Here is a 21,294-nt window from a genome sequence, read left to right as displayed (position 1 = left end):
TATACTATGACGAATAACTTAATATAAATCTTCTGCAGGAAGTATGCCCAAAATTTTGGCTTTCTTTATTGCTTCAACCCGTGAATTCACACTAAGCTTTTGGAAAAGTTCGGTCAGACTGTATTCTAATGAACGTTGACTTATAAGAAGAGTCTTTGAAATCTCTTTGTTACTGTGACCCTTTGCTAATTCCCTCAGAAGATTTTCTTCTTTTTTACTGATGGTGGATTGATCATTACCTTTTTCACCTTGAACGACAATTTCTTGACGTCTCAGTTGTTTCAATAACTGCATCGGTATAATCGCTTCTTTTCTAGCTGCACACTTGATTGCTTGAATCAATTGTTCCCTGGTTGAGGTTTTAGCAATAAACCCTGAAACCCCTGAGTCCATTAACAAATTAAAATGAGGAGCAATATCGAATCCAGAATAAATGAGTATGACAGCGTCGGGCACATAAACGAGAACTTGTCGTGCTAAATCGGCGCCATTAATATGTGGCATATATAAATCAAATAAAATGACATCAAAATGTTGAATACGCACTAGATCAGATACACAATATACGTCGGTTTCGATAGTTACATTCATATCAGGCTCTGATTCGATAAGCATCTTCGTCCCTTCAACAACCGATCTATGATCATCAACTAATAATATTTTCATAGTACTCACCTTTTTGCTTCGAAGTAAATGGTATATAAATATCTACGTGGAATCCCTTTTGTGGAAACGACTTGATTTTCATTTCGCCTTCCAAACTTAAAACTCTGTTTTTCATACCAGCTATTCCCATATTGATAAATGAACCCTCATGTACAGCTATATCTGTACCTAATCCATTATCGTTATAGGAAAAATGAATACATTCATCCTCATCTTCTAAAAGCATTGTTACCAATGAAGCATTCGAATGCTTGGAAGCATTGTTCAAGAGTTCTTGGACGATACGATAAATGCCAAGAATTTGCTCTTCATTAAGCTCTCTATTCATATTATTAGCCGTAAATTCAATTTCGTAATTTGAAAACATTCGGGCATACGAAAATAGACTTTTTAAAGACTCGACAAGGCCCATTTTCAGCAGAAACGGCGGTCGTAACTCATTACAAGTTATTCTTATTTGATGAATGGCATCAAGTAATCCTTCCTCTATTTGACTTAACTGTGTATTTGTTTCCTCATTAAACGATGTTGTCGTTCTTAAGGATTCCAGTTTCCGGTACCAAATAATGAGATCTTGTAAAACAGAATCGTGTAAATCGCTCGAGAGTGAGGCTCTTTCTTTCTCAGAAAGCTTGAATAAAAGTCTTAGCATCCATTTTGGTGTTTCATTCGTGGCTATTATGTTTTCAAGACGTTCCATCAAATCCTCAATGAATTGTAGATTATCATAAAGGATGGTGACATAATGTATAGCTGTTTCCAGCCATTCCTTCTCTATCTTCAACAATTTCTGGGTCAATTCAATATTTAAATAGATAGGATGTTCCTTTTCTCCGATTTTTACAGATACTGTATTTTTATCATCGAACTCAGGTTCATCTTTTTTTATAATCTTGTCAATAGAAACATGATTGACAGGAAGAACTCTATTAACCTCTACAATTAGCCGATTCTCCAAGTCTGCAACCTTCATCACATTGGAAAGATCATTTGAAAAACGATTCATACTCTGTTGAAGAAACTTGTATCTTTCTTCACTTTGAATTAATTCCTGCTCTTCTCTTTTTCGATCTGTAATATCTTTTACAATGCCATGTACACCATTCAGTTCACCAAAGAAAAAGATAGGGACAAAGGTAATATGGACAATCCTTTCACCATTAAAGGACCTAACAATGCGGCACTCAATATCCCTTGGTTCTTTAAATCTAATAACATTTGAAAGTACTTGATAAACAGATTGTTGATCTTCATCGTAAATAAGTCCAATAAAACACAAGTTGGGTAGCAAATCTTTTTCTATTTGAGTAATTTTTTCAAATGAAACGTTAGCATTTACAAAATATCCCTTCAAGTCAATGGAAAAAACCCCGTCTAAATTATTCTCGAAAAGAGATTTATATCTTTGTTCACTTTCCTCTAACGCTAACTCTGTACGTTTCTTATCCGTTATATCCAAAATCAGTCCATCAAGACGCTCTACTTCTCCTTGATTGTTTAAATATGGATGTACGATTAATCGTCCCCATCTCGTTTCATTTTCCACATGTATATAACGAATAATTTTATTCACAGGTTTACCTTGATCAAGATCATGTTTTACTTCTCCCATTAACATTTCATTATCATCGTGATGAATATGATCATGTAATCGAATTGGATTATTCATAATTTCTTTCCTTGGAATTCCTGTCACTTTTTCAATGCTATCTGAACAAAAACTATAATAACTAAAATCTTTATCGGTAGACCAAACTGCAGCATTCACACTATCTAAAATATTTTCGAGAAGCTGTTCCGTTTTCTTTCGCTCTGTAATATCTCTTACCACTGCTACCACATACTTTACTCCTCCAAACTGGTCCAGAACAGGTTTTACACGAGTTTCCAAATGGATGATTGAACCTTGTTGGTGTACAAATCGATATTCTAAATTGACTTCCTCTTTTGTTTGAATCGCTTGGAGGTGTGATAATCTAACCCGTTCACGATCATCTGGGTGAAGAGGTTCAAATGCATCCATTCCTTCGTATTGTTCAAATGTATATCCCGTTGTGGCTAAAATCGAAGGAGATACGTAACGAACAATTGATTGATTATCCACTAAAACAATGATGTCAGATGTATTATCTGCAGCTATTTTATATCTCTCCACATCATTAAAAAAGTTATGAGTGGATTCTATCTGCAATATCCCTGTATACGCTATAAGACTATCTCTATCATGAACCGGGGTTAATTGAAGTCTAGAACAAATCTTTGTACCTTCTTTACCATTTATGATGATTGGGGTAGCCATTTCCTTTTCGTTAAAAATTAATGTTGCCAATTTGGTATCCCATATGGAAGAGTCTGAACCAAATTGTCTCTGAAACATATCGTTCATCCAAAAAATCGTATCATGAGTATCAATTATGTACATGGGCATGGGAAGTTTTTGCATTAATTGTTTAGCATTAGCAATAATGTCATGGATTGGACTCATATCAAATCCCCTTTTATACTTCTAGTTTTATTTACTTTTGTATATAACTACGTAAGGAAAAATTAAATTCTATAAAAATAAGAAGGTATTACCCATAACTATCATAAACTTAAAATAACACTAGTTTTATTTTAAGTTAAATTCTTAATTTTTTAACGCAAAAAAATGTGGTATATACGCAATTTTTTGCAAAAAAAATTTATTTGATCAATGAAAATACAACATAAGAAGAAACCAGGCAAAAAATATACCCGGTTTCTTTTATTTTAGCAAATAATATTAATCGCCGCCTCACTTGCAGCCCCACTTATAAACTCTCTCATGTAGACTAAATTTTCACAAACTATATTTACCCAAAGCTAAAAATATTAGCTCACTTCTTTATATAATTTTAAAATAGACTTCTTCATAATAAATATTCTGTCAAGACTGTAAGTGATTAACAAAGTCATTATAAAGATTAGTAGAATATTCATGTAAGTTTCAAAGGGGAACCGTTTACCCTCGAGATGAATACCATCGGCACGATATTCAAATCGTTTTACAGCATGATAAGCAGTTAATAGGTCTTCTTGTTTAGCTAAGTCTTCCAATGGTGCTTCGAAAACATATCTCTTTGGCGAATCACTATGGATAAGGAAGGGCTCTTTTGAATCACTATTTTTACTCCAAAGCTTTATTTCTTCTGCTGCTAGAGATTTTGCACCCCAACCTGGTATGATCATCTTGTCCAATGGTGGAGCATTAGATAAATGGTGTCTGGCTAGTATATTGAGATGATGTTTGGTAATAATGGGTTCATTTAAACGAGAAACGGTCAGGACTTGAGTCGTTCCAGTGTCTCCATAAGAATCAAATATAGAAGATAAGGCTAATTCATCCATATCTTTATATAGGAGTACCCCTAATTGTTTCTTATTCCAATGAAATCCTATATTTAGCCAATATGTTGCAAATTTCATATCCACGTTAAAAGGGAGGTTCACTTTCGGATTTTCTACAAAATGGTAAGAAGGATAGCTAATTTCCTTAGATATCTTAAAAGCCACGGATTCTCCTAGCTTCTGTGATATTAGGTGAAGAACTGCATCGATTCCTGCACTTTGACCAGCTGAAGTTAACGTATTTCCTTCCTGTACATACCTTACATCTTTATTCCAGTTTGTATTAGCATATTGCTTCATTAATATGGGTATGAACTGCCAATGTGACGTAGCAGATTTCCCTTTTAATAACCCTGCATCAGCAAGATTTTGTGACCCACCACAAATGCTGAGAAAAATCGTGTTTTTACTTTTTGAATGGTGTTGAATCCACTCACGAGTTGGTTGATATTTCGGTTTATCAATTCCAGGCATATAAGGGATCACAATTATATCTGGACTTTTATCTAATAGATTGTCTAGTTCCTTATAAGTGTAATGTGGAATGACATCCAGCCCTCCCGATAATGATTTCACGTTTTTGTCTGGTGCAACCGCATAAACATTGTAAGCATCTGTCATCGACAACAGTTCATAGGGAATAAGGAAGTCAAAATCTTCCGTAGGTATACTTGTATCCGCTAATACAACTGCAACTGTAGGTTTGCTGGGATTGTATTTTGGTATACTTACTCCTCCTTGTAAAGTAGGAACTGACTTATGACGGACGTTAAAGTAAAAATCCTTTTGATGACGATGAAATCCATAGTACTCGATACCCCCCACAAGGATCACAAAAATCAATACATAAACAACTAGACGTACTACTATCTTTTTCATTTTATCTTCCTCCATAAGTACTCTAAAATCTTGAAAGTGTTCTATTTAACAGGGTAATGATTTTCCGCCATTTACGACATCATTCTCGAAATGAGTGGAAATCATTTTAACAACTACTTTCAATATTGTACTTATTAGGAACATAATAATAACCGCACCCTTTTCGGGTATCCCCGCAGATTTTCGTAGTACCCCTCTAAGGTATATGATTCAGATCACCATAATACCTCTTAAAAAACTTTCATCATTGTTCCTAAAACTGGTTTTGACTTTGGACCAAAAATAAAAAACAGAGACTGAAAATAGCCTCTGTTAAAAATAGATTTAATGTAAAAACTTTGATTAACGAATCAATTCTATTGTAATGTTTATTTGCCTTTTTCCATAACAGCAAAATAATTCTCTTCATTATCTGCAAAATTAAAAACCCTGCCCGATGGCATATTTATAATATCGCCAACTTTAATTTTTTTATTTGATAAATTGTTATGTAATGATTCTAGATTTTCCGTAAAAAACATTAAAGATGGTGTACCTAAATTTAACCCCGGGGACATTTTTAGAACCCATTCCTTGTTATGTAGAATGAAGCTTGTTTCAGTATTTTTATTTGGAGCTATTTCAATCCATCTCATTCCTTGACCGTCGTCTACCTCTGAAATTACACAAAATCCTACTTGTTCTGTCCAAAAATGGACAGATTCATCTTGGTTATTTACATATAACATTATTTGTCCAACTTTATTTATCATAACGGTTAACTCCTCTAGTTTATTTATATGTACTCTCTAATTTCGCAGGAAAATATTACCATTACTACTCTATTTATAAAAATACATTAAAATGGATTATCAATCAAATCTTCTATCTTTACTCACTACTCATAATAAACTTTCCTTTGGTCTGGTGTTATTTACACTGTTATTTTATTTTGGTCCCCATCCGTTTTAAAGAGAATAACATTGTATTTTACAAATCATTGAACTCCTTGTGTTCTCCAAACTGCACCTTTAACGCAATAATGGCTTCTGTTTTCGACAGCCCCTTGTTCACCTATCTACTGCACCAAATAGTTTAACAAGAAATCTGTAAAGTTAGAGATGTAAATCAATTAAAGTCCCACTCAATTTTTATCTTATGTCTTCCGCCAACTCTAAAATAATTCCCTCTGGACCTCGAACGTAGCATAACTTATAACTTTCTTCATATTGCTGTATCTCACTAAAGATTTCTGTGCCTTTCTTTTTCAACTTAGCAACAATAGCTTCAATATCTTCAACAGCAAAACAAAGATGCCGAATACCTAGCGTATTTGCAAAAGTTTGCTGAATACCTTTTGCATCTGTTGGCGTATAAAATTTCACTAACTCTATCCAAGTTTGACCATTTGGCATACCCAATCCTACACATGCCGTTTTTACATCATTAAGCCCAACTATTCTGGCCAACTGTTCTCCATCCATTTCCCATTCCGCTTTCACTTCAAGTCCTAAATTAAGAAAAAACGCTTTAGCCTCTGAAAGATCATTTACGTTTATACTCACATGATCTATTCTATTGATCTTCATATCTCATCCCTCCTATGTTTCTGTTATTTCCGATATCTGTTTCGTGTATAGTTTGTTTGAAATTCTAATTCGCTTAAATGTGAAAAATATCCTTCTTCAATAAATCTTTAAGTTTCAATATCCAATTGGGCTGTTTCTACATCCCAAAGCAAATCGGACCAAGAAACCTCTCCTTCCGTACCTGTAAATAAAGAGTGAGCTTGTTTTATGTTTAGTTTTTTTAGGATAATAGAAATATAAAAAGATGTTTTTATTAATAGTTGCCTGAACAGAAAAAAAGCACATCTCTCACAGAGAAATGCACTTTTTCACAAATATTACGATGCTTTTTTAAGATTTCTTATCTTACTAACTTCATCTTTTAATAAAATGTATAGGGATGGAAGGATGAATACGAATAATCCGATGATTTCAAGGGCTTCTCCGCCACCAAAGATCATTTCTAACCCTTCTGCAAACATTTCACCACCAAGGAAGATTAATACAACCCCAAGTGCTTTGAAAAGGATAGATAAATTAAATTTCACCGTTGTTTTAAATAGAATGATTGTGACAATAACGGCAAGAGCAATCCCTAGAATGCTTCCAGTTGCCACTGTCATCGCATCTTGGCTTACTTGAGTTAAGTTAAAGATTACTAGTTCAATGCCTTCACGGAAAACTGATAAGAAGGCTAATATAAATAATCCAATAGCGGATGTTCTCTTATTGATCTGGTCTTTTACTGACTTAGTAACATTGTTGTTTCGATGCAACCATAAAATAAAGTAAGCGATCAATCCAGATGCAACAAACATCATGATTCCTTCAAAAATTTCTTCTGAAGCTTCTTCCATCTCTTTTGATTCATTGAATCCAATAAATCCTCCAATTAAGCTAACAGCCAAACCAGCAATAGCACCGAAGTAAACAGTCGATTTCAGGTCTTTTCTATTAATCTTTGTTAGATGCACTAAGATAATTCCGATAACTAAAGCGGCTTCTAATCCTTCTCGAAATGATAAAAACAAACTGGATAGCATGTATGTAATCCCCCTAATTGATAATAAATTTCATTATCATTAGTTTAACTGAGAAAGATTATCATTGTCAACACATTCTTTCAAACTTTCTTTTTATTTTTCAATTCTTTATATGGTATCTGGAACCACCAAAAAGACATACATAAGTTTTGTCTGTCTTTTACAATGAAACAAAAAAGAGGAAGCCTCAATACTCTTTTCGTATTGAGACTCCCTCTTTTCGTATTGAGACTCCCTCTTTTCGTATTACTATATTCATTTAAAATGGCGAATGGAGAATATCCATTTATCGCAGATACTGTTTACTTAAAATAGTTGATTTCTCAAGTGAATCCCATTATTTTTTACATTATAAGATTTTCTCAAGGTTATTAAACATTTTAAATATCATCACTCGTTCACCTGTACGAGAGCTTAAATCGGTATGAAAACTTTTTACTTCTTCTCCCGTTATCGTTCGTACCATATCCTTAAGTTCTTCTACACCGGATTCTACTAACTCCGAACGAGTTTTCTTTATCGTTAACATACCCTCTTTTGTTTCACATACCGTATATTCGGCTGGTGTTAAAATAGCTTGTAAATTAACAATGATCATATCCCGTAATATATCTGTCTTTACCGATACGGACCCACGTCCTAGAAAGTCTTTTTCCCATTGAGTAATGGATTTACTTATCTCTGATTCAATAGAACCTTTCGATATTTTCATCTTTCATGCATCTCCCAAAATTGGTCTATTCCAACTGTTTTCTATTACGATTTTTCACTCTATTGTAGGTACCCGTCGTCCATCCTGTATCCGAAATTTCCAGACGTGTGCTAGATATACATCGATCAGGACTGGATTGAAACTGCTTGATCCGTAGGAACCTCCACAATGGACACTGATTCATCTCTATTATCTATCAGTAAACCTCGAACTTTCACGTACGACGGAATTAATGGATGATTACGAATAATAGTAACACTCTTTTCAACATTATCACTAACATTTTCTTCTCCATTTAGCCACTCACGGAGCGTACCACCTGATAATTCTGGCTTGCTATTTTGAAAAAGATAATCTAATGTTTGGATCTTATCTTTCATTGATTCAAGTTGAGTTCGTATATCTACGCTAGTAGTCCGCTTATTTTTACTTCCTACAACAAAAATCTCCTCCACATTTTCCTGATAGATAGCAATGAGCACTGATCTCATTATATCTCCATTAGGGTGTGAAATGACACTACCATAGCTTTGGATCGTTAGCATGTTTTCAGGGCGAATATTCGTCGCTTCTTGTAAAATCGGCTCTAACCCGTTTTCAAGATCTGTTAAAAATAATACATTTTTAATAGGATCTACCTTCATTTCGTACACTCCTTCTTTATATTGATATATTTTTAATAGAGTTATTAAAGTTTGTGAGCTCTTACCAATTTTTCCAGTATCCTTCTGGATCTACACTAGCCAGTCGAAGCCATCCATTTTGAACTTTTTCTCGGAATGCGGAATCATTTTCTAATAGTCGTTTTACATATTCGTTAGGTGCTTGGATGACAATCAGCAAACGAAGCGGAGAATGATAAGCCTCGTGATCGGATTGCATGACAGATTGCCAAGGGAGTCCGCTTAACAAGTCACTTCCATTCCCCTGCATCACACCTAGGCCTGCCGTAACCGTTTGAGTTGCTTTATTTCCGCTACCATAATAATGAGGTGCGACGGTTGAAGCGTAATATTGCAGATTAATCCATTGGGTCACCGTTCCTGGTCCTGCGATAATGTTTGCTAGAAGGTCACCACTTTCATCCTGTTTCCAATCATAATTATGAAGGAAAGCTCTACCTTCCAAGTCACAATCCTCCGTTAGTTCACGTTGGCCGATAATAAAAGCAGCATTACGTGCTAGTCCCCATTCCGGACGGATCTCACTCCAATCTTCCGCAAATCGATGTGCCTCCGCCTTCGGATTTTTCATATCCGATTGGAAATTCGGTAATTGGGCTAGACGCTCTGCATTAGCCTGTTGGCTTACTTTCGGTAAAATAGCTTCGATACGATTAAATGCTTCTTTTGCTGCTTGGGAAAGCTCAGGAACATAGAGCCAGTGTAATTCATCCACCGTTGTTTGATGCTCAGCGGCTATGAAAACGGTGTCCGCAGGGATAATTATTCCTTCATAAGAAAGTGCTTCTCTTACTTCAGGAAGGTTGCATAAAGTGGCTAAAACCCTAGCATTGAATCCACCTGAAGCCCCTCCACAAGCACCACAGTCAAGAGAGGAAGCATAAGGATTGTTGGTACTTTTACTACCATGTCCGCATATGACAACTAATGGTGCGAAATCTTTGGTTAAGTTCATCATTTTCAAAGCTTGGCGCGCATAATTTACTTTTTCCTCCTTAGAAAAACCAACAGCTATCTCCTCTTCCCTATGTGGAACATGATTTAGAAAAAGTGTTGTATTCGGTTTGCGTAACCAAGTATGACCAAGATTACGAATAAAACGAGCTGCTGTTATTGGAACAAAACTACGTGCTACCATTTGAAGACTGAGAAAAGGTCCACTTAGCTCAGGTAAATGTAAGCTCGCAAGGACATTTTGTTTCATTGTTTTAAATGTATAGCTTATGGAATGGATTGCTAGTTTACGTTCTTGATAGGATTGGAGTGCCTTTTTATCGGCAGACTCTTTTATTTTATGTTTCGGTTTTAGGATCACCGGCAAGGAAGCATGGCTGTGTTGACTAGCAAGTTCACTTGTTGCAATCGGTACCCCGAAGAAACCGGCCATGCCCATTGTTTCAAACGGACCTTCTTTTTCAAGTTGACGACGAAAAGGTTCTGATCGTACATCAATGCAGAAGGCAAATTGTGCTAATACAGACTTTTTATCGTAAGTCTTACGTTGATTAGAGATGATCTTCTGACTTAATCGATCTGCGTATGTTTGCTCCCAAGCTTCTAACCATAGTTTCCTCTGAACCCTATCATCAAAGCTGTAGGCAAATGATAGATATTCCTTTTGTTTAGCTTCTGGCATCTCTGACCATTTCGCAATAGTAAGGTCACCCCAATAGATCCAAGATGATAAAAGAGGCGCAATCGAAGCTTTCTTTTCATATCGTTGATGGGACAAAGGTAAGTAAGGGTTTAGTAACGCCCACTCCATCGATATTCGAACCGCTAAATATTCGGTTAATAGTGCCTGCTCCTGTTTCGATTGTTGTGAACGCCAAAGCATCATTCCTGCCCATCCTGGTAAGGAAAGTAAATGACCTTCAAGATAAGTTTGTATTTCTGATTCAGGGATTTCTAGTAGGTGTAACGCTTTTTGTAAAGCCAACTCTGCCTCTTCTGGCCAATCTTTTAAACTATTACGCTGTTTTTTATGAAGTGCTGGATCATATGGAATCAGGCGCTTCCAAGCACGATAGAAACCTTCCTCACGATTTGGCATGGTCCAACCTGCTTGAGAGTCATCCAGATATAATTTGCACCACTTGATGACGTGATGATCGAGAATATTGACTAATCTTTCACCATTTTGATTCTCTACATGCGAGCTTATTGGTTGCATAAAAGTGTTTTCCGTACGGTCTGGATTTAGTCCGTTATATTCTTCTGCCCATTTCTCCAATTCAGGTGATGATAAAAGGTTTGCAGGTAATGGTTCTAATTTTAATGCATTAAGGCAAAATCGCTCTGCTTCGTCCTGTGGAATCGTAAAGGATTGTGAATCAAGCCAACGCTGAAGACCCATTTTTACAAAGTCTTCATCGATTTCCCCTATATTTTTTGCTGAAAGGATCATAGAAGCACTAGGGTAAATATCCACATCACGAGTATGTTTTAACCGATCTGCTACCTGGTGAAAAGTTTGCTTTTCTAGTCCCATCCAAGGATGACGTGCTGCAAACATAGAAATAGGCCAAAGTGGTGCAATCACTCGGCTTGCTGATTCTACTAAAACGTTTATATTACTTTCTGGAAGATTCGTATTTATATATTTCGTTTTTACATTTTCCTTCGTTAATACAGATGTGCCGCCCATCACCAATTACCTCCTTGAGATACATATTGTTTCAGGTAGTTTGGATGACTCTCAACTGTTTTGGGTTTTGCTTCACCTAATCGCACTAACCAAAGATAAAGGACCGCGAAGGAAACAGAAGAACGATTACGCGCCACCCACGTACCGATTGCACTACCCAGTAGTAAGAGACATACGACAATAATCACCACTAAAAGTGGAGGTTCAACACTTTGAAATACAGATGTATGTAACCACTCATAGAAAAGGTTATGAATGACAACATAAACGATGGCAGATCCTCCTAAAAATAATAAGCCTGCCATTCGCCCAATTCTTCCCTCTCCAAAAGCGACAAGCTGTGTCCAAGAAACAGACAGTGACCACCCCAAGATGAGTGCACTAATCAATTGATACCCGTCTCTAGGGTCCATGAGCCAAAAAGATATTCCTACACCGAAGCCTAAAAACCGACCAGACATGATCCATAAAAAGGATGAACTTTTATTCACACGAGGTGATATTTCGAAACGACGTACGGCCGAACCAGCCTGTAAAAACAGGGTTGCTTTGAACAAACCATGTAAGATTAAATGAATAATGGCTGCTATATACGCACCTAATGCACACTGAATGAGCATAAACCCCATTTGTGCCATTGTGGAGCCTACTAACTGACGTTTATAGTCGACCTGGACAATGCTAATTCCAGTTCCAATCAAAACAGATATGCTTGCCAAAATGAGTAAAATAATAGTTGCGATATCACCATTAAATAGAGGCGAAAATCGAGCTAGCATGATCCCACCCGCATTGACCAAACCTGCGTGCATAATGGCCGAAACCGGAGTCGGAGCCACAACAGACTCAATTAACCACCGTTGAAAAGGCCACTGAGCTGCAGGTATAATCACGGCTACTATCATCAATAGCTTAATCCCTATGCTCTCTCCTGCTCCCATTTGAGCGACATTTTCTGTTGTTAGAGCTAAAGGTAACTGCCATTGACCCGTGCCGTGAAAAAGCCAAAGCATCGCAACTAACAAAGATAACCAACTCACTATAAATAATCGACCAGAAACCTTGGCTGCTTCATTCGCAACTTTCCAAGCACGGTTTAACCTAATTAGTAAGGTTAAACCGACGAGAGTGGCTCCCCAAGATAGAACCATTAAGCGGAGATCCGCACTTAACCATGTAACGGAAGCAACACCTGTAGTAAATGTAAAAAGGGTAAAGTATTTACGATAATAGCGATCTCCCATTAAGTAACGGACAGAAAAACGCTGAATGATTAAACCAATGGCAAGAACAAAGAAAGCCATTAACCATGCTAAGGAATCCAAGTACCACGGACCAACAGTTCCATTTGCACTACTTTTAACAAGTGCCGCTAAGGAAACCAAAGGTGGTAAGGCCACTATCCCAATATGAATCCGAACATAACGTAAAGGGACTCGTGGATGTAAAAATAATAGTCCACTTAACCCAGCAGCTATAAGCGTCATAAAGAATATTTTTAATAATAAAGACATACTCAACGAAACTAGCAATTTCATTACTCCCTTTTAGGTGTTAATGCACCATAACCTTTTTAATGAAGAGTACTTCACACATATTGATTTCTTACAATTACTAGATAGTAAAATGCTATTTTTCCAAATAAAAAAGCCGACAACTCCAATCATTCAATGATCATTTAAAATCATTGAATAATTAAAAATTGTCGGCTTCTTTTCAACTAACTTCAGCGAAGTTTTTTGAAGAGCTACCTATTTATTGGACATTTTCACTTTATATTTTAGCTTTATTCTAAAAAGGACATATGTATTCATTATTTTTGAATGAATCGATTTACATTTACTTTTCCTTTTTTATTAGAAACTTTTTCATCCAGTCAATATGATATATTAAAAGAATGCTAAAATCCTAATTATTTAAAAAGGCATAAATAAACATCTACCAATTTTTATGATGAATATAGGATAGGCCATATTTTAAAACTTGTCAACAAGAAAGCGCTTAGGGTAAAGGGAAAGAGTAAATAGCGCCAATGCAAAACGGTCCAAAGCCCCGATAATTATAGAATCCCAAAGTTGGAATGAAATTAGTTCATCGCTTCTTTAAAATTAATTCAGATGAATATTAGGAAATCTAGTCAATACATTTTCGACATTTACTGTTAAATTTCATCAAATTAAGAGATTCTGAACATATATTTAAACTAACAATTGTCATTTTAATAAGAAAATTGCGCTTACCTGGGAAATGAATTATAAAAAAAGAGGACCAAGGGGACGGATACCACTTCAATGCAGAACGGACCAAGGAACCTATCTATCCGTCCGACGCGAGCTGTTTTTGGTGCACCTTTAACCCCAAAAAAGCACCTCCAAATTTTAGATCATGTCTAAAATTGGTGGTGCAGTTTGAATGAATTGCTTTTTTATGATACTTGTAACTTTTTAAAATGCTTATTATCAATCTTAATTTCAATTCTTTCAATTGCTTTTGAATCACTAACTATTTCTTGCTTATTTTGCAAGATTAATTCTTTAAAATTAAGTTTACGTTTTCTCATAATGATATTCCTACCTTTCTATTTCAAAAAAACTCTTTTTCCTGTTTATTGTGTCGGAAATCAATTTGACCATTGCTTCAACACTTGCTCTTTTGCAATGCGGTACACTTCTTCTTCTGTTTGATCTTTCTGAACAATAACATTGGTTTGATAAATTTTCCCTTCATGATGAACATTAATTGTGTACTTATACATAAAGATTTTGCCCTACTCTCTCTTTTTACTTTATTAGTTTGAATTATTAGCACTAGGCTTCATTTATTTGTTGATTCTGATTGAGTAAATGTTGTAGATAGTGAATATGCTGGTTATTAGTGACATCCCTACTCCACACTTCTAATTATTTCCACCGTGATTATATTGTTTTGTACATAACCGAATTATAAGGTATATAACATTATACTGAGAATGACCTTGGCGATTGTGTCCCTATTTTGTCACAATTCCTGTCACGATTTATTCATATTTTTCAATTTCCCCGCTAATTCCCTCGTCAAATGAAGAAGCCAAACTGTTCCTGACAATCTAAGAGTTAATTTGTTCTATGTATATAAAAAAGCCTCATTTACACAAGAACTGTGTTTATGAGGCTCTTTTAATTATTCCTTATTTAAGTAAAGCTACTTTAAGCACATTGTTTCACAAAGTTAATATACGTAGGTCAAGTAATTGCAAAAAGTAAAGAACAAGAGATCTCATATAAACGATGCTAACAAAAAAATGAGACTAATCCATACACAAAGAGGAGAATAGAAGGCAGTATCTTGTTTTGCAAATTTAGTATGTTTGATTTTCTTGAAAAAACCTACATATTTCCCTTCGCCGATAGCACGTAACAAGAAAACAACACCCCCAGCCATACAAAGCCATTTTGAAAAAGGAGAGGATTCGATGAATGAGAACAAATTGATTTGAACTAATAGAAGTACAGAAGCAAAAAAGCAAAGTAATCCGATAAAGAGTGTACCAAACATTCTTGGTCGTAAAACTGGTAATTTATTGTCATCTTTAGTTGGAAGAGCCGAATTCACTCCCCAACTTCCACCAAATGCCCAATAAACGTGTAACATACCAATAAATATAAATATTAGTGACGTTATTCCTATTAAAATTTTTATCAATTTACCACCTCTTCTGTATCTTATCGTCCACCGTATATAAATTGGTCCCATCATTTGTATACTCATTTATCAAGCATATTAGTACACTTTTCGCAAGGTGTCTGCTGAGCAGCAGAATCTTGCTAATAGAAATGCTAATCTCATTGCTAATTGACTCGTTAAAATCATTGAAACCCTTATCCACCCAATAAATGAAGCCCAATTTATATGAAAATTGGGCTTCAAGTGGTATGATTATTTTACTTTTTTTACATTAAAACCGAAACGGTTGGCACTATATATTCTAGCTTTTTTTGCCATATTCATATCAATCTTTTAAAAAGTAGTAGAATAAATACTAGACCCTGGTTTGATATTATTTAAACCAGCCCTTCTCTCTAAATCTTTTAATCGCTTCGATCCGGTTTGTGACTTCCAACTTATCTAAAATAACAGAGATATAATTGCGGACCGTACCGGTCGTAAGCGTTAATTGGGAAGCGATTTCTTTTGTATTTTTCCCATCCGCCATTAATAACAGAACTTCATTTTCACGTTCGGTTAAAGGATTTTCTTCATTGTATGCTTCATCTACAAGTTCTGAGGCGTAAATTTTTCTCCCAGCCATCACACTTCTGATCGAGCTCGCAAGCTCTTCACTTGGACTGTCCTTTAATAAATAACCATCTACCCCTGCCTTGACTGCCCTTTCAAAATAACCAGCCCGCGCAAACGTGGTAAGAATAATCACTTTGCAAGACGATTTTTTTAGCTGCTCCGCAGCATCCAGGCCACTTTTTCCTGGCATTTCAATATCCATGATACAAATGTCGGGTTTGTGCAGTTGAACTTGTTCGATTGCTTCATCCCCATTATTTGCTTTTCCGACCACCATCATGTCTTCTTCTAGATCAATTAATGCCCCCAATGCACCAAGCAGCATTTTTTGATCTTCGGCAATTACAATCCGAATCAAATCTACACCCCCTCATCGACTTGCTTATGCGATATTGGTACTTTAATCACCAATTTTGTACCCTGATTACTTTGAGTATCGAGACTTCCGTTCACAAACTCTAATCGTTCTTGCATCCCTTTTAGACCATTTCCATTAAACATATGGTTAAGATTCTGTATGCCTACACCATTATCTTCAATTTCTACCACAACTTCCGTTTCAGTTGGATGAATATTCAAGGAACAGGTGGTGGCCGAACTATGTTTTACCACATTTGTGACAGCTTCTTTCACACACATACTTATCACATTTTCGACCATGAGTGTAAGATTTGCGGGCTTAGAAACATAATTTGTTATGAATTCAATATCTGCTGCCTTTAAAATTTGTTTCACACGAAATATCTCATCTTCCAGCTTCGTTCCGCGCATTTTCGTGACCATTTCACGAACTTCCTTTAAGGCGATTCTAGCTGTTTTTTGAACATCTTGAATTTCCTCTTTTGCTCGTGAAGGATCCTTTGCGATCAGCCTACTTGCCAAATCGCTTTTTAAGCCGATAAGGGAAAGCTTTTGACCAAGTGTATCGTGAAGATCTCTGGCAATTCTTTGTCTTTCCTCCAACTTCACAAGCTCATTTATTCGTTTGTTTGCATCTTCCAGCTTTCCTTGCAGCAGCTCTTCCTTATTTTTATTAAATGTACTAACAGGAAGAAGGACTACGGCAAGTAAGCTAAGAAATACAAACGGTAATTGGGTGAAAAGGACATTATTATCCATGAAAAGACCGTAATTCACGGTTGAAAAGGTCGAGATTAATAGGATGAGATAAAGGATAATAAAGGCGATTCGGTTTTTAAGATTTCCAATAAAAAAGGCTAGGAAGAGTGAGAAATAAATATAAGCGAACTGGATACTCATTACGGTAGAGACGACAATTTGAATACTAGTCCAAAAATAAACAAGCCATCCTTTAGAAACAAAGGATAGCACATAACAAATAAAGAAAAGTATGATCATCGCAATTCCAAATGCCGTCTCGTACGTTGTAGAGGAATGGAAGAAATAAAAAGGGAGGATGTAGAATACGACCCATACATATGGGCTTAATCCCGTATTCTTACGAAAAAACTGACTCCACTTTTGCATTTTTTTCCACCCCTTTTTTTACTAATCATATCTAACCAAGTTTTATTCTGCAAGCTTCGGATTTTTAGCAGCTTTTAAGTTCATTTTAACAGGACTTACTCGTGCATCTTCCTGTTTAAGGGAGCGTTTCATTTCCTTAAAACTTAAAAATGTCTTCGTTTTTTCATCCCAAACTTTGAATTTTAATGATTTGAGACTTGTCTTAAGTGTAATGGTTGTTGCCTTTTGAAGAGGCAGCGTTTCATTGTGCGCTTTTTCTAAATTATAATTTGGTACTCTAGGTGCTAAATGATGAACATGGTGATAGCCTATGCTTCCGGTAATCCATTGTAATACTTTCGGAAGTTTGTAAAACGAGCTTCCTTCCACAGCAGCTTGAACATAGCTCCACTCTTCTTCATGTTCAAAATAGGAATCTTCAAATTGGTGCTGAACGTAGAATAACCATATCCCCATCACACCTGAAAGGAAGAAAACGGAACCTTGAATGATGAGAAAGCTTTGCCAGCCAATTGAATAGCACATGATGGCGGATATAAGGACAATAAAGAAATTGGTGATATACGTATTTACTCGCTCTTTACGTTTAGCCCCTTTACGGTTAAATCGATATTGAAGAAGGAATACGGCTATTGGACCGATGCCAAACATAACAACCGGGTTTCGATAAATGCGATAATAGACCTTTTTCCATAACGGTGCTGCTACATATTCATCCACTGTTAACAGCCACATATCTCCTGTCCCTCTTTTATCAAGATTACTGCTTGTCGCATGATGAACAGAATGAGAATGTTTCCATTGTCTATACGGAACTACCGTTAAAATCCCAGTGATGGTGCCTAAAATATCGTTTGCTTTACTGTTTTTAAAAAAGGATGAATGGCAACAATCGTGAAAAATGATAAAAATTCTTACTAATAAGCCTGATGCCACAATCAAGATTGGGATTGTTAAAAACAAGGAAACAGATAAGCTTTTATAGGCAAGAAACCATAGCACAAAAAACGGTAAAATGGTATTAAGAATTTGTATCACACTTGCTCTAGTATCAGTTTTTTCAAAAGGAGACACATTTTTCTTGAGTTCTCTGATTTGATTTTGCGTGTTTGACATCATTAACCTCCTGAGACTCTAATGAATCATTTCTTATTGGTTGGTCTTAGTATAAATTTCTGGTGTCATTTTTATAAGTCATAAATGTCAATAAAGGTATATGATAAATGTCATATATAAATAGCGAAAACCCTTACGTGGCAACGGTTTCTAACACTTTATATTTTTTCAAAAAAATCGTCTATATTATTGGTACCTGGTTCCAACAAAAGACAAGACTATGGATTTTTAGCGTGAGAAGAGTAGCACCTCGCATAAAAAATATTAGTTCAATAAAAACATAACCCTCACTTCTATTACTTAAGTAGTTGTCTTTTCTTTGTGTACAACCTTTCAACTTGTCTCGCTTCTTTATCTCCAACAATAAAGCGACTGTACAGGATCTTTTACCTTTATTACGGAAAAATATTTCTTTTTTTTATTTTATTTTGGTATTTATATTCACTATTCAGAATATTTTCGTACTACAATACTGTTCTATCGTTATTCCGGTTTCAAGGATAAACATTTACAGTAGTGACAACAAAATTTTGAGGGGGGCTTAAAATGAAAACGCTTAACAAATTTAGTATGATGTTTCTTTCCCTGGTCCTTTTGTTTAGTTTAGCAGCCTGTAATTCCTCTCCATCAGACTCTGGTAAGTCTAAAGATTCTTCCTCCAAAAAAGATAAGGTTGAAATTACGTTTTGGCATGTGTGGAGTGATCGTGATGCTGGTCCCATTAAAGCTCGCGTAGAAGCTTTTAATAAGAGCCAGGATGAAATTTTTGTAAAAGTCCTTGGAAATCAGGATGCAACGAAACAATTAACGGCTATTTCTGGTGGAAATCCCCCTGATATTGCATTAACCTATTGGAACAATATTGGTCCATGGGCAGATGCTGGAGCCATTGAGCCATTAGAGGATTATTTTAAGAAGGATCATTTTGATAAAAATATGTTTATCCCTGCTGCTCTTGAAAGAATGGTGATTAATGACCAAACCTACGGCCTTCCTTTCACCATGAGTATGGCTTCAAAATTAATGTATAACAAAAAAGTGTTTGAAGAAGCTGGTATTACGGCTCCTCCTGAAACCATGGAAGAACTATTTTCCTACGCACAACAATTAACGAAACGTGACGGTGATACCATCACACAAATCGGATTTATTCCTGATTATCCTTGGCTTGATAACGTATTTTGGCCAGTCGTTTTTGGTGGCTCTTTTTACGACTCTGATAAAGGCGTAGTGACTCCAAACCGAAGTGAAAATGTTAGAGCGATTGAATATGAACGCAAATTTTATGATGAATTTGGAATTGACCAAATTAGTCGATTCCGCTCTGGTTTAGGTACAGCCAATACGGAGCAAGATCCATTATTAACAGGAAAACTGGCGATGATGATTGGTTGGGAATATGACTTTAAAGAATACAGAGGTGCTGATGGTCCTATCGGTGTTGCTCCATTCCCATATCCAGCAGATCGTCCTGATTTAAAGGGCTCTGGAATGATTGGCCCTCGTGGCGTATTTATTCCTAAAAATGCAAAAAATAAAGAGGCAGCTTGGACCTTTATGAAATACTTATTAGGCAAGGATTCTCAAATTGAATTCTCCATTGATGCCTTTACGATTCCAACAGTTATTGAAGCATTAGATGACCCAAGAATTACGGAAAATAAAAAAACAGAACCAATGTGGGAATTCTATGAAGCAGCGAAAAGTGAAAATCTACAAGGGTTCCCAAATAGTGTTTACATTAATCAATATCTACAAGCTCTAACCGAACAAACGGAAAAAGCTCTAAAAGGAACGATCTCGGCTCAAGAAGCAATGGATAATGTAAAAGAAGCGATTCAACCACTAGCGGATGAAGTTAATTCAAAATAGAGGACCGTTGAAATCAAAGAGCTGATTCCTAGCTCTTTGATTTCAATTTAGGAGGTGTTTGATGTGGCAAAAGGTAAAATAATTGGAGTCAAACAGAGAGAGCGAAGAAATATCATCCATGGATTTCTCTTTGCAAGCCCATGGATCATCGGTTTTCTCGTCTTTTCACTATATCCTATCTTCATGTCCTTTTATTATAGTTTAACAGACTACAACCTCTTCTCCTCTCCCAATTGGATCGGTTTAGAAAACTATAAGGAATTGTTCCAAGACACGAAGTTTTATTTATCACTCTATAATACTCTTTACATTACGATTTTTGGCTTGATTCCACATTTAGCCTTTGCACTGCTGATGGCTTTAATTCTCAATATGAATGTAAAAGGACAATCTCTTTATCGAACCATTTATTTTTTACCTACATTAGTACCAGCAGTAGCTGGGTCCCTCTTATGGTTGTGGCTTTTTAATGCGCAATATGGATTAATCAATGAATTGCTAGGTTATGTTGGACTTGTACAACCAAGCTGGCTGATGGATCCAAAATGGACCAAAACAGCCATAATTATTATGGGATTTTGGGGAACTGGTACAACCACTGTTATGTATTTGGCAGCCTTACAAGATGTACCAAAAATCTATTATGAAGCGGCTGATATGGATGGAGCTAACTTTTTCCAAAAGTTTCGCCATATTACCCTACCGGCTATCTCTCCGGTTACTCTATTCCATGTCATTATGGGGCTAATTGGTTCATTCCAATTCTTTACTCAAGGCTTAATATTTGCAGAAGCCTCCCAATCGGTGGGTGGACCTGAAAATTCGATGCTATTCTATGCAATTTACCTTTATCAGGTCGCCTTTTCATTTTTAAAAATGGGCTATGCCTCCGCAATGGCTTGGGTCCTATTTATCATCGTACTTGTTCTGACCATTATTGTCTTTAAAACCTCTGCAAAATGGGTTTACTACGGAGGTGAAAAGTAGTGAGTAA

At 36.0% G+C, this 21,294-nt stretch carries 17 protein-coding genes and 1 pseudogene; 2 read left to right on the top strand and 16 right to left on the bottom strand.

Annotated elements, in window-relative coordinates:
* Window positions 1-18: 18 nt before the first annotated feature.
* The 16 genes and pseudogenes from ACSBPO_RS10645 to ACSBPO_RS10570 all read right to left on the bottom strand — a co-directional run bounded on the left by ACSBPO_RS10645 (window position 19) and on the right by ACSBPO_RS10570 (window position 18,428).
* Window positions 19-666, bottom strand: a complete 648-nt coding sequence (locus ACSBPO_RS10645) for a response regulator transcription factor (RefSeq protein ID WP_442600349.1) — start codon at window positions 664-666, stop codon at window positions 19-21.
* On the bottom strand, window positions 647-3,151 hold the full coding sequence (locus ACSBPO_RS10640; RefSeq protein WP_442600021.1) for a sensor histidine kinase: 2,505 nt from the start codon (window positions 3,149-3,151) through the stop codon (window positions 647-649). The genes ACSBPO_RS10645 and ACSBPO_RS10640 overlap by 20 nt, the downstream gene beginning before the upstream one ends.
* A 368-nt stretch (window positions 3,152-3,519) precedes the next feature.
* Window positions 3,520-4,914, bottom strand: a complete 1,395-nt coding sequence (locus tag ACSBPO_RS10635; RefSeq protein ID WP_442600020.1) for a DJ-1/PfpI family protein — start codon at window positions 4,912-4,914, stop codon at window positions 3,520-3,522.
* A gap of 368 nt (window positions 4,915-5,282) precedes the next feature.
* Window positions 5,283-5,666, bottom strand: a complete 384-nt coding sequence (locus ACSBPO_RS10630) for a VOC family protein (RefSeq protein WP_442600019.1) — start codon at window positions 5,664-5,666, stop codon at window positions 5,283-5,285.
* Between the two features lie 378 nt (window positions 5,667-6,044).
* Window positions 6,045-6,482, bottom strand: coding sequence for a VOC family protein (locus ACSBPO_RS10625; RefSeq protein WP_442600018.1), 438 nt, complete (start codon window positions 6,480-6,482; stop codon window positions 6,045-6,047).
* Window positions 6,483-6,799: 317 nt separating this feature from the next.
* Window positions 6,800-7,504 carry an FTR1 family iron permease gene (locus tag ACSBPO_RS10620; protein WP_442600017.1) on the bottom strand — a complete coding sequence of 235 codons (705 nt, stop codon included), beginning with the start codon at window positions 7,502-7,504 and terminating at the stop codon, window positions 6,800-6,802.
* A 349-nt stretch (window positions 7,505-7,853) separates the two neighbouring features.
* Complete coding sequence (locus ACSBPO_RS10615) at window positions 7,854-8,216, bottom strand: DUF2294 domain-containing protein (protein WP_442600016.1); 363 nt, start codon at window positions 8,214-8,216, stop codon at window positions 7,854-7,856.
* A gap of 112 nt (window positions 8,217-8,328) precedes the next feature.
* Window positions 8,329-8,860, bottom strand: a pseudogene (locus tag ACSBPO_RS10610) (carbonic anhydrase); the annotation flags it as partial.
* A 61-nt stretch (window positions 8,861-8,921) separates the two neighbouring features.
* On the bottom strand, window positions 8,922-11,546 hold the full coding sequence (locus tag ACSBPO_RS10605; RefSeq protein ID WP_442600348.1) for a DUF2309 domain-containing protein: 2,625 nt from the start codon (window positions 11,544-11,546) through the stop codon (window positions 8,922-8,924).
* A complete protein-coding gene (locus ACSBPO_RS10600) occupies window positions 11,546-13,078 on the bottom strand; it encodes an NADH dehydrogenase subunit 5 (protein WP_442600015.1) in 1,533 nt (510 codons plus the stop codon). The genes ACSBPO_RS10605 and ACSBPO_RS10600 overlap by 1 nt, the downstream gene beginning before the upstream one ends.
* A gap of 893 nt (window positions 13,079-13,971) precedes the next feature.
* On the bottom strand, window positions 13,972-14,106 hold the full coding sequence (locus ACSBPO_RS10595) for an FbpB family small basic protein (RefSeq protein WP_442600014.1): 135 nt from the start codon (window positions 14,104-14,106) through the stop codon (window positions 13,972-13,974).
* 60 nt (window positions 14,107-14,166) lie between these two features.
* On the bottom strand, window positions 14,167-14,301 hold the full coding sequence (locus ACSBPO_RS10590; RefSeq protein WP_442600013.1) for a BA3454 family stress response protein: 135 nt from the start codon (window positions 14,299-14,301) through the stop codon (window positions 14,167-14,169).
* Between the two features lie 500 nt (window positions 14,302-14,801).
* Window positions 14,802-15,227 carry a DUF3995 domain-containing protein gene (locus ACSBPO_RS10585; RefSeq protein WP_442600012.1) on the bottom strand — a complete coding sequence of 142 codons (426 nt, stop codon included), beginning with the start codon at window positions 15,225-15,227 and terminating at the stop codon, window positions 14,802-14,804.
* 355 nt (window positions 15,228-15,582) lie between these two features.
* The gene (locus tag ACSBPO_RS10580) at window positions 15,583-16,182 is read right to left on the bottom strand and encodes a response regulator (RefSeq protein ID WP_442600011.1); all 600 of its coding nucleotides are present in this window, start codon (window positions 16,180-16,182) and stop codon (window positions 15,583-15,585) included.
* Window positions 16,183-16,184: 2 nt separating this feature from the next.
* Window positions 16,185-17,312: a sensor histidine kinase gene (locus ACSBPO_RS10575; protein WP_442600010.1), complete on the bottom strand. Its 1,128-nt coding sequence runs from the start codon at window positions 17,310-17,312 to the stop codon at window positions 16,185-16,187.
* Between the two features lie 42 nt (window positions 17,313-17,354).
* Entirely contained in the window at window positions 17,355-18,428 is a 1,074-nt protein-coding gene (locus ACSBPO_RS10570; protein WP_442600009.1) for a fatty acid desaturase, read from the bottom strand.
* Between the two features lie 546 nt (window positions 18,429-18,974).
* Here ACSBPO_RS10570 and ACSBPO_RS10565 point away from each other — a divergent pair.
* Both ACSBPO_RS10565 and ACSBPO_RS10560 read left to right on the top strand, forming a co-directional pair.
* On the top strand, window positions 18,975-20,300 hold the full coding sequence (locus tag ACSBPO_RS10565; protein WP_442600008.1) for an ABC transporter substrate-binding protein: 1,326 nt from the start codon (window positions 18,975-18,977) through the stop codon (window positions 20,298-20,300).
* 63 nt (window positions 20,301-20,363) lie between these two features.
* Window positions 20,364-21,287, top strand: coding sequence for a carbohydrate ABC transporter permease (locus ACSBPO_RS10560; protein WP_442600007.1), 924 nt, complete (start codon window positions 20,364-20,366; stop codon window positions 21,285-21,287).
* Window positions 21,288-21,294 lie beyond the last annotated feature (7 nt).

The organism is Neobacillus sp. D3-1R, from assembly GCF_052180215.1.
In the GTDB taxonomy this organism is placed as follows: domain Bacteria; phylum Bacillota; class Bacilli; order Bacillales; family Cytobacillaceae; genus Pseudoneobacillus.
This window is presented reverse-complemented; position numbering and strand designations above follow the sequence as displayed.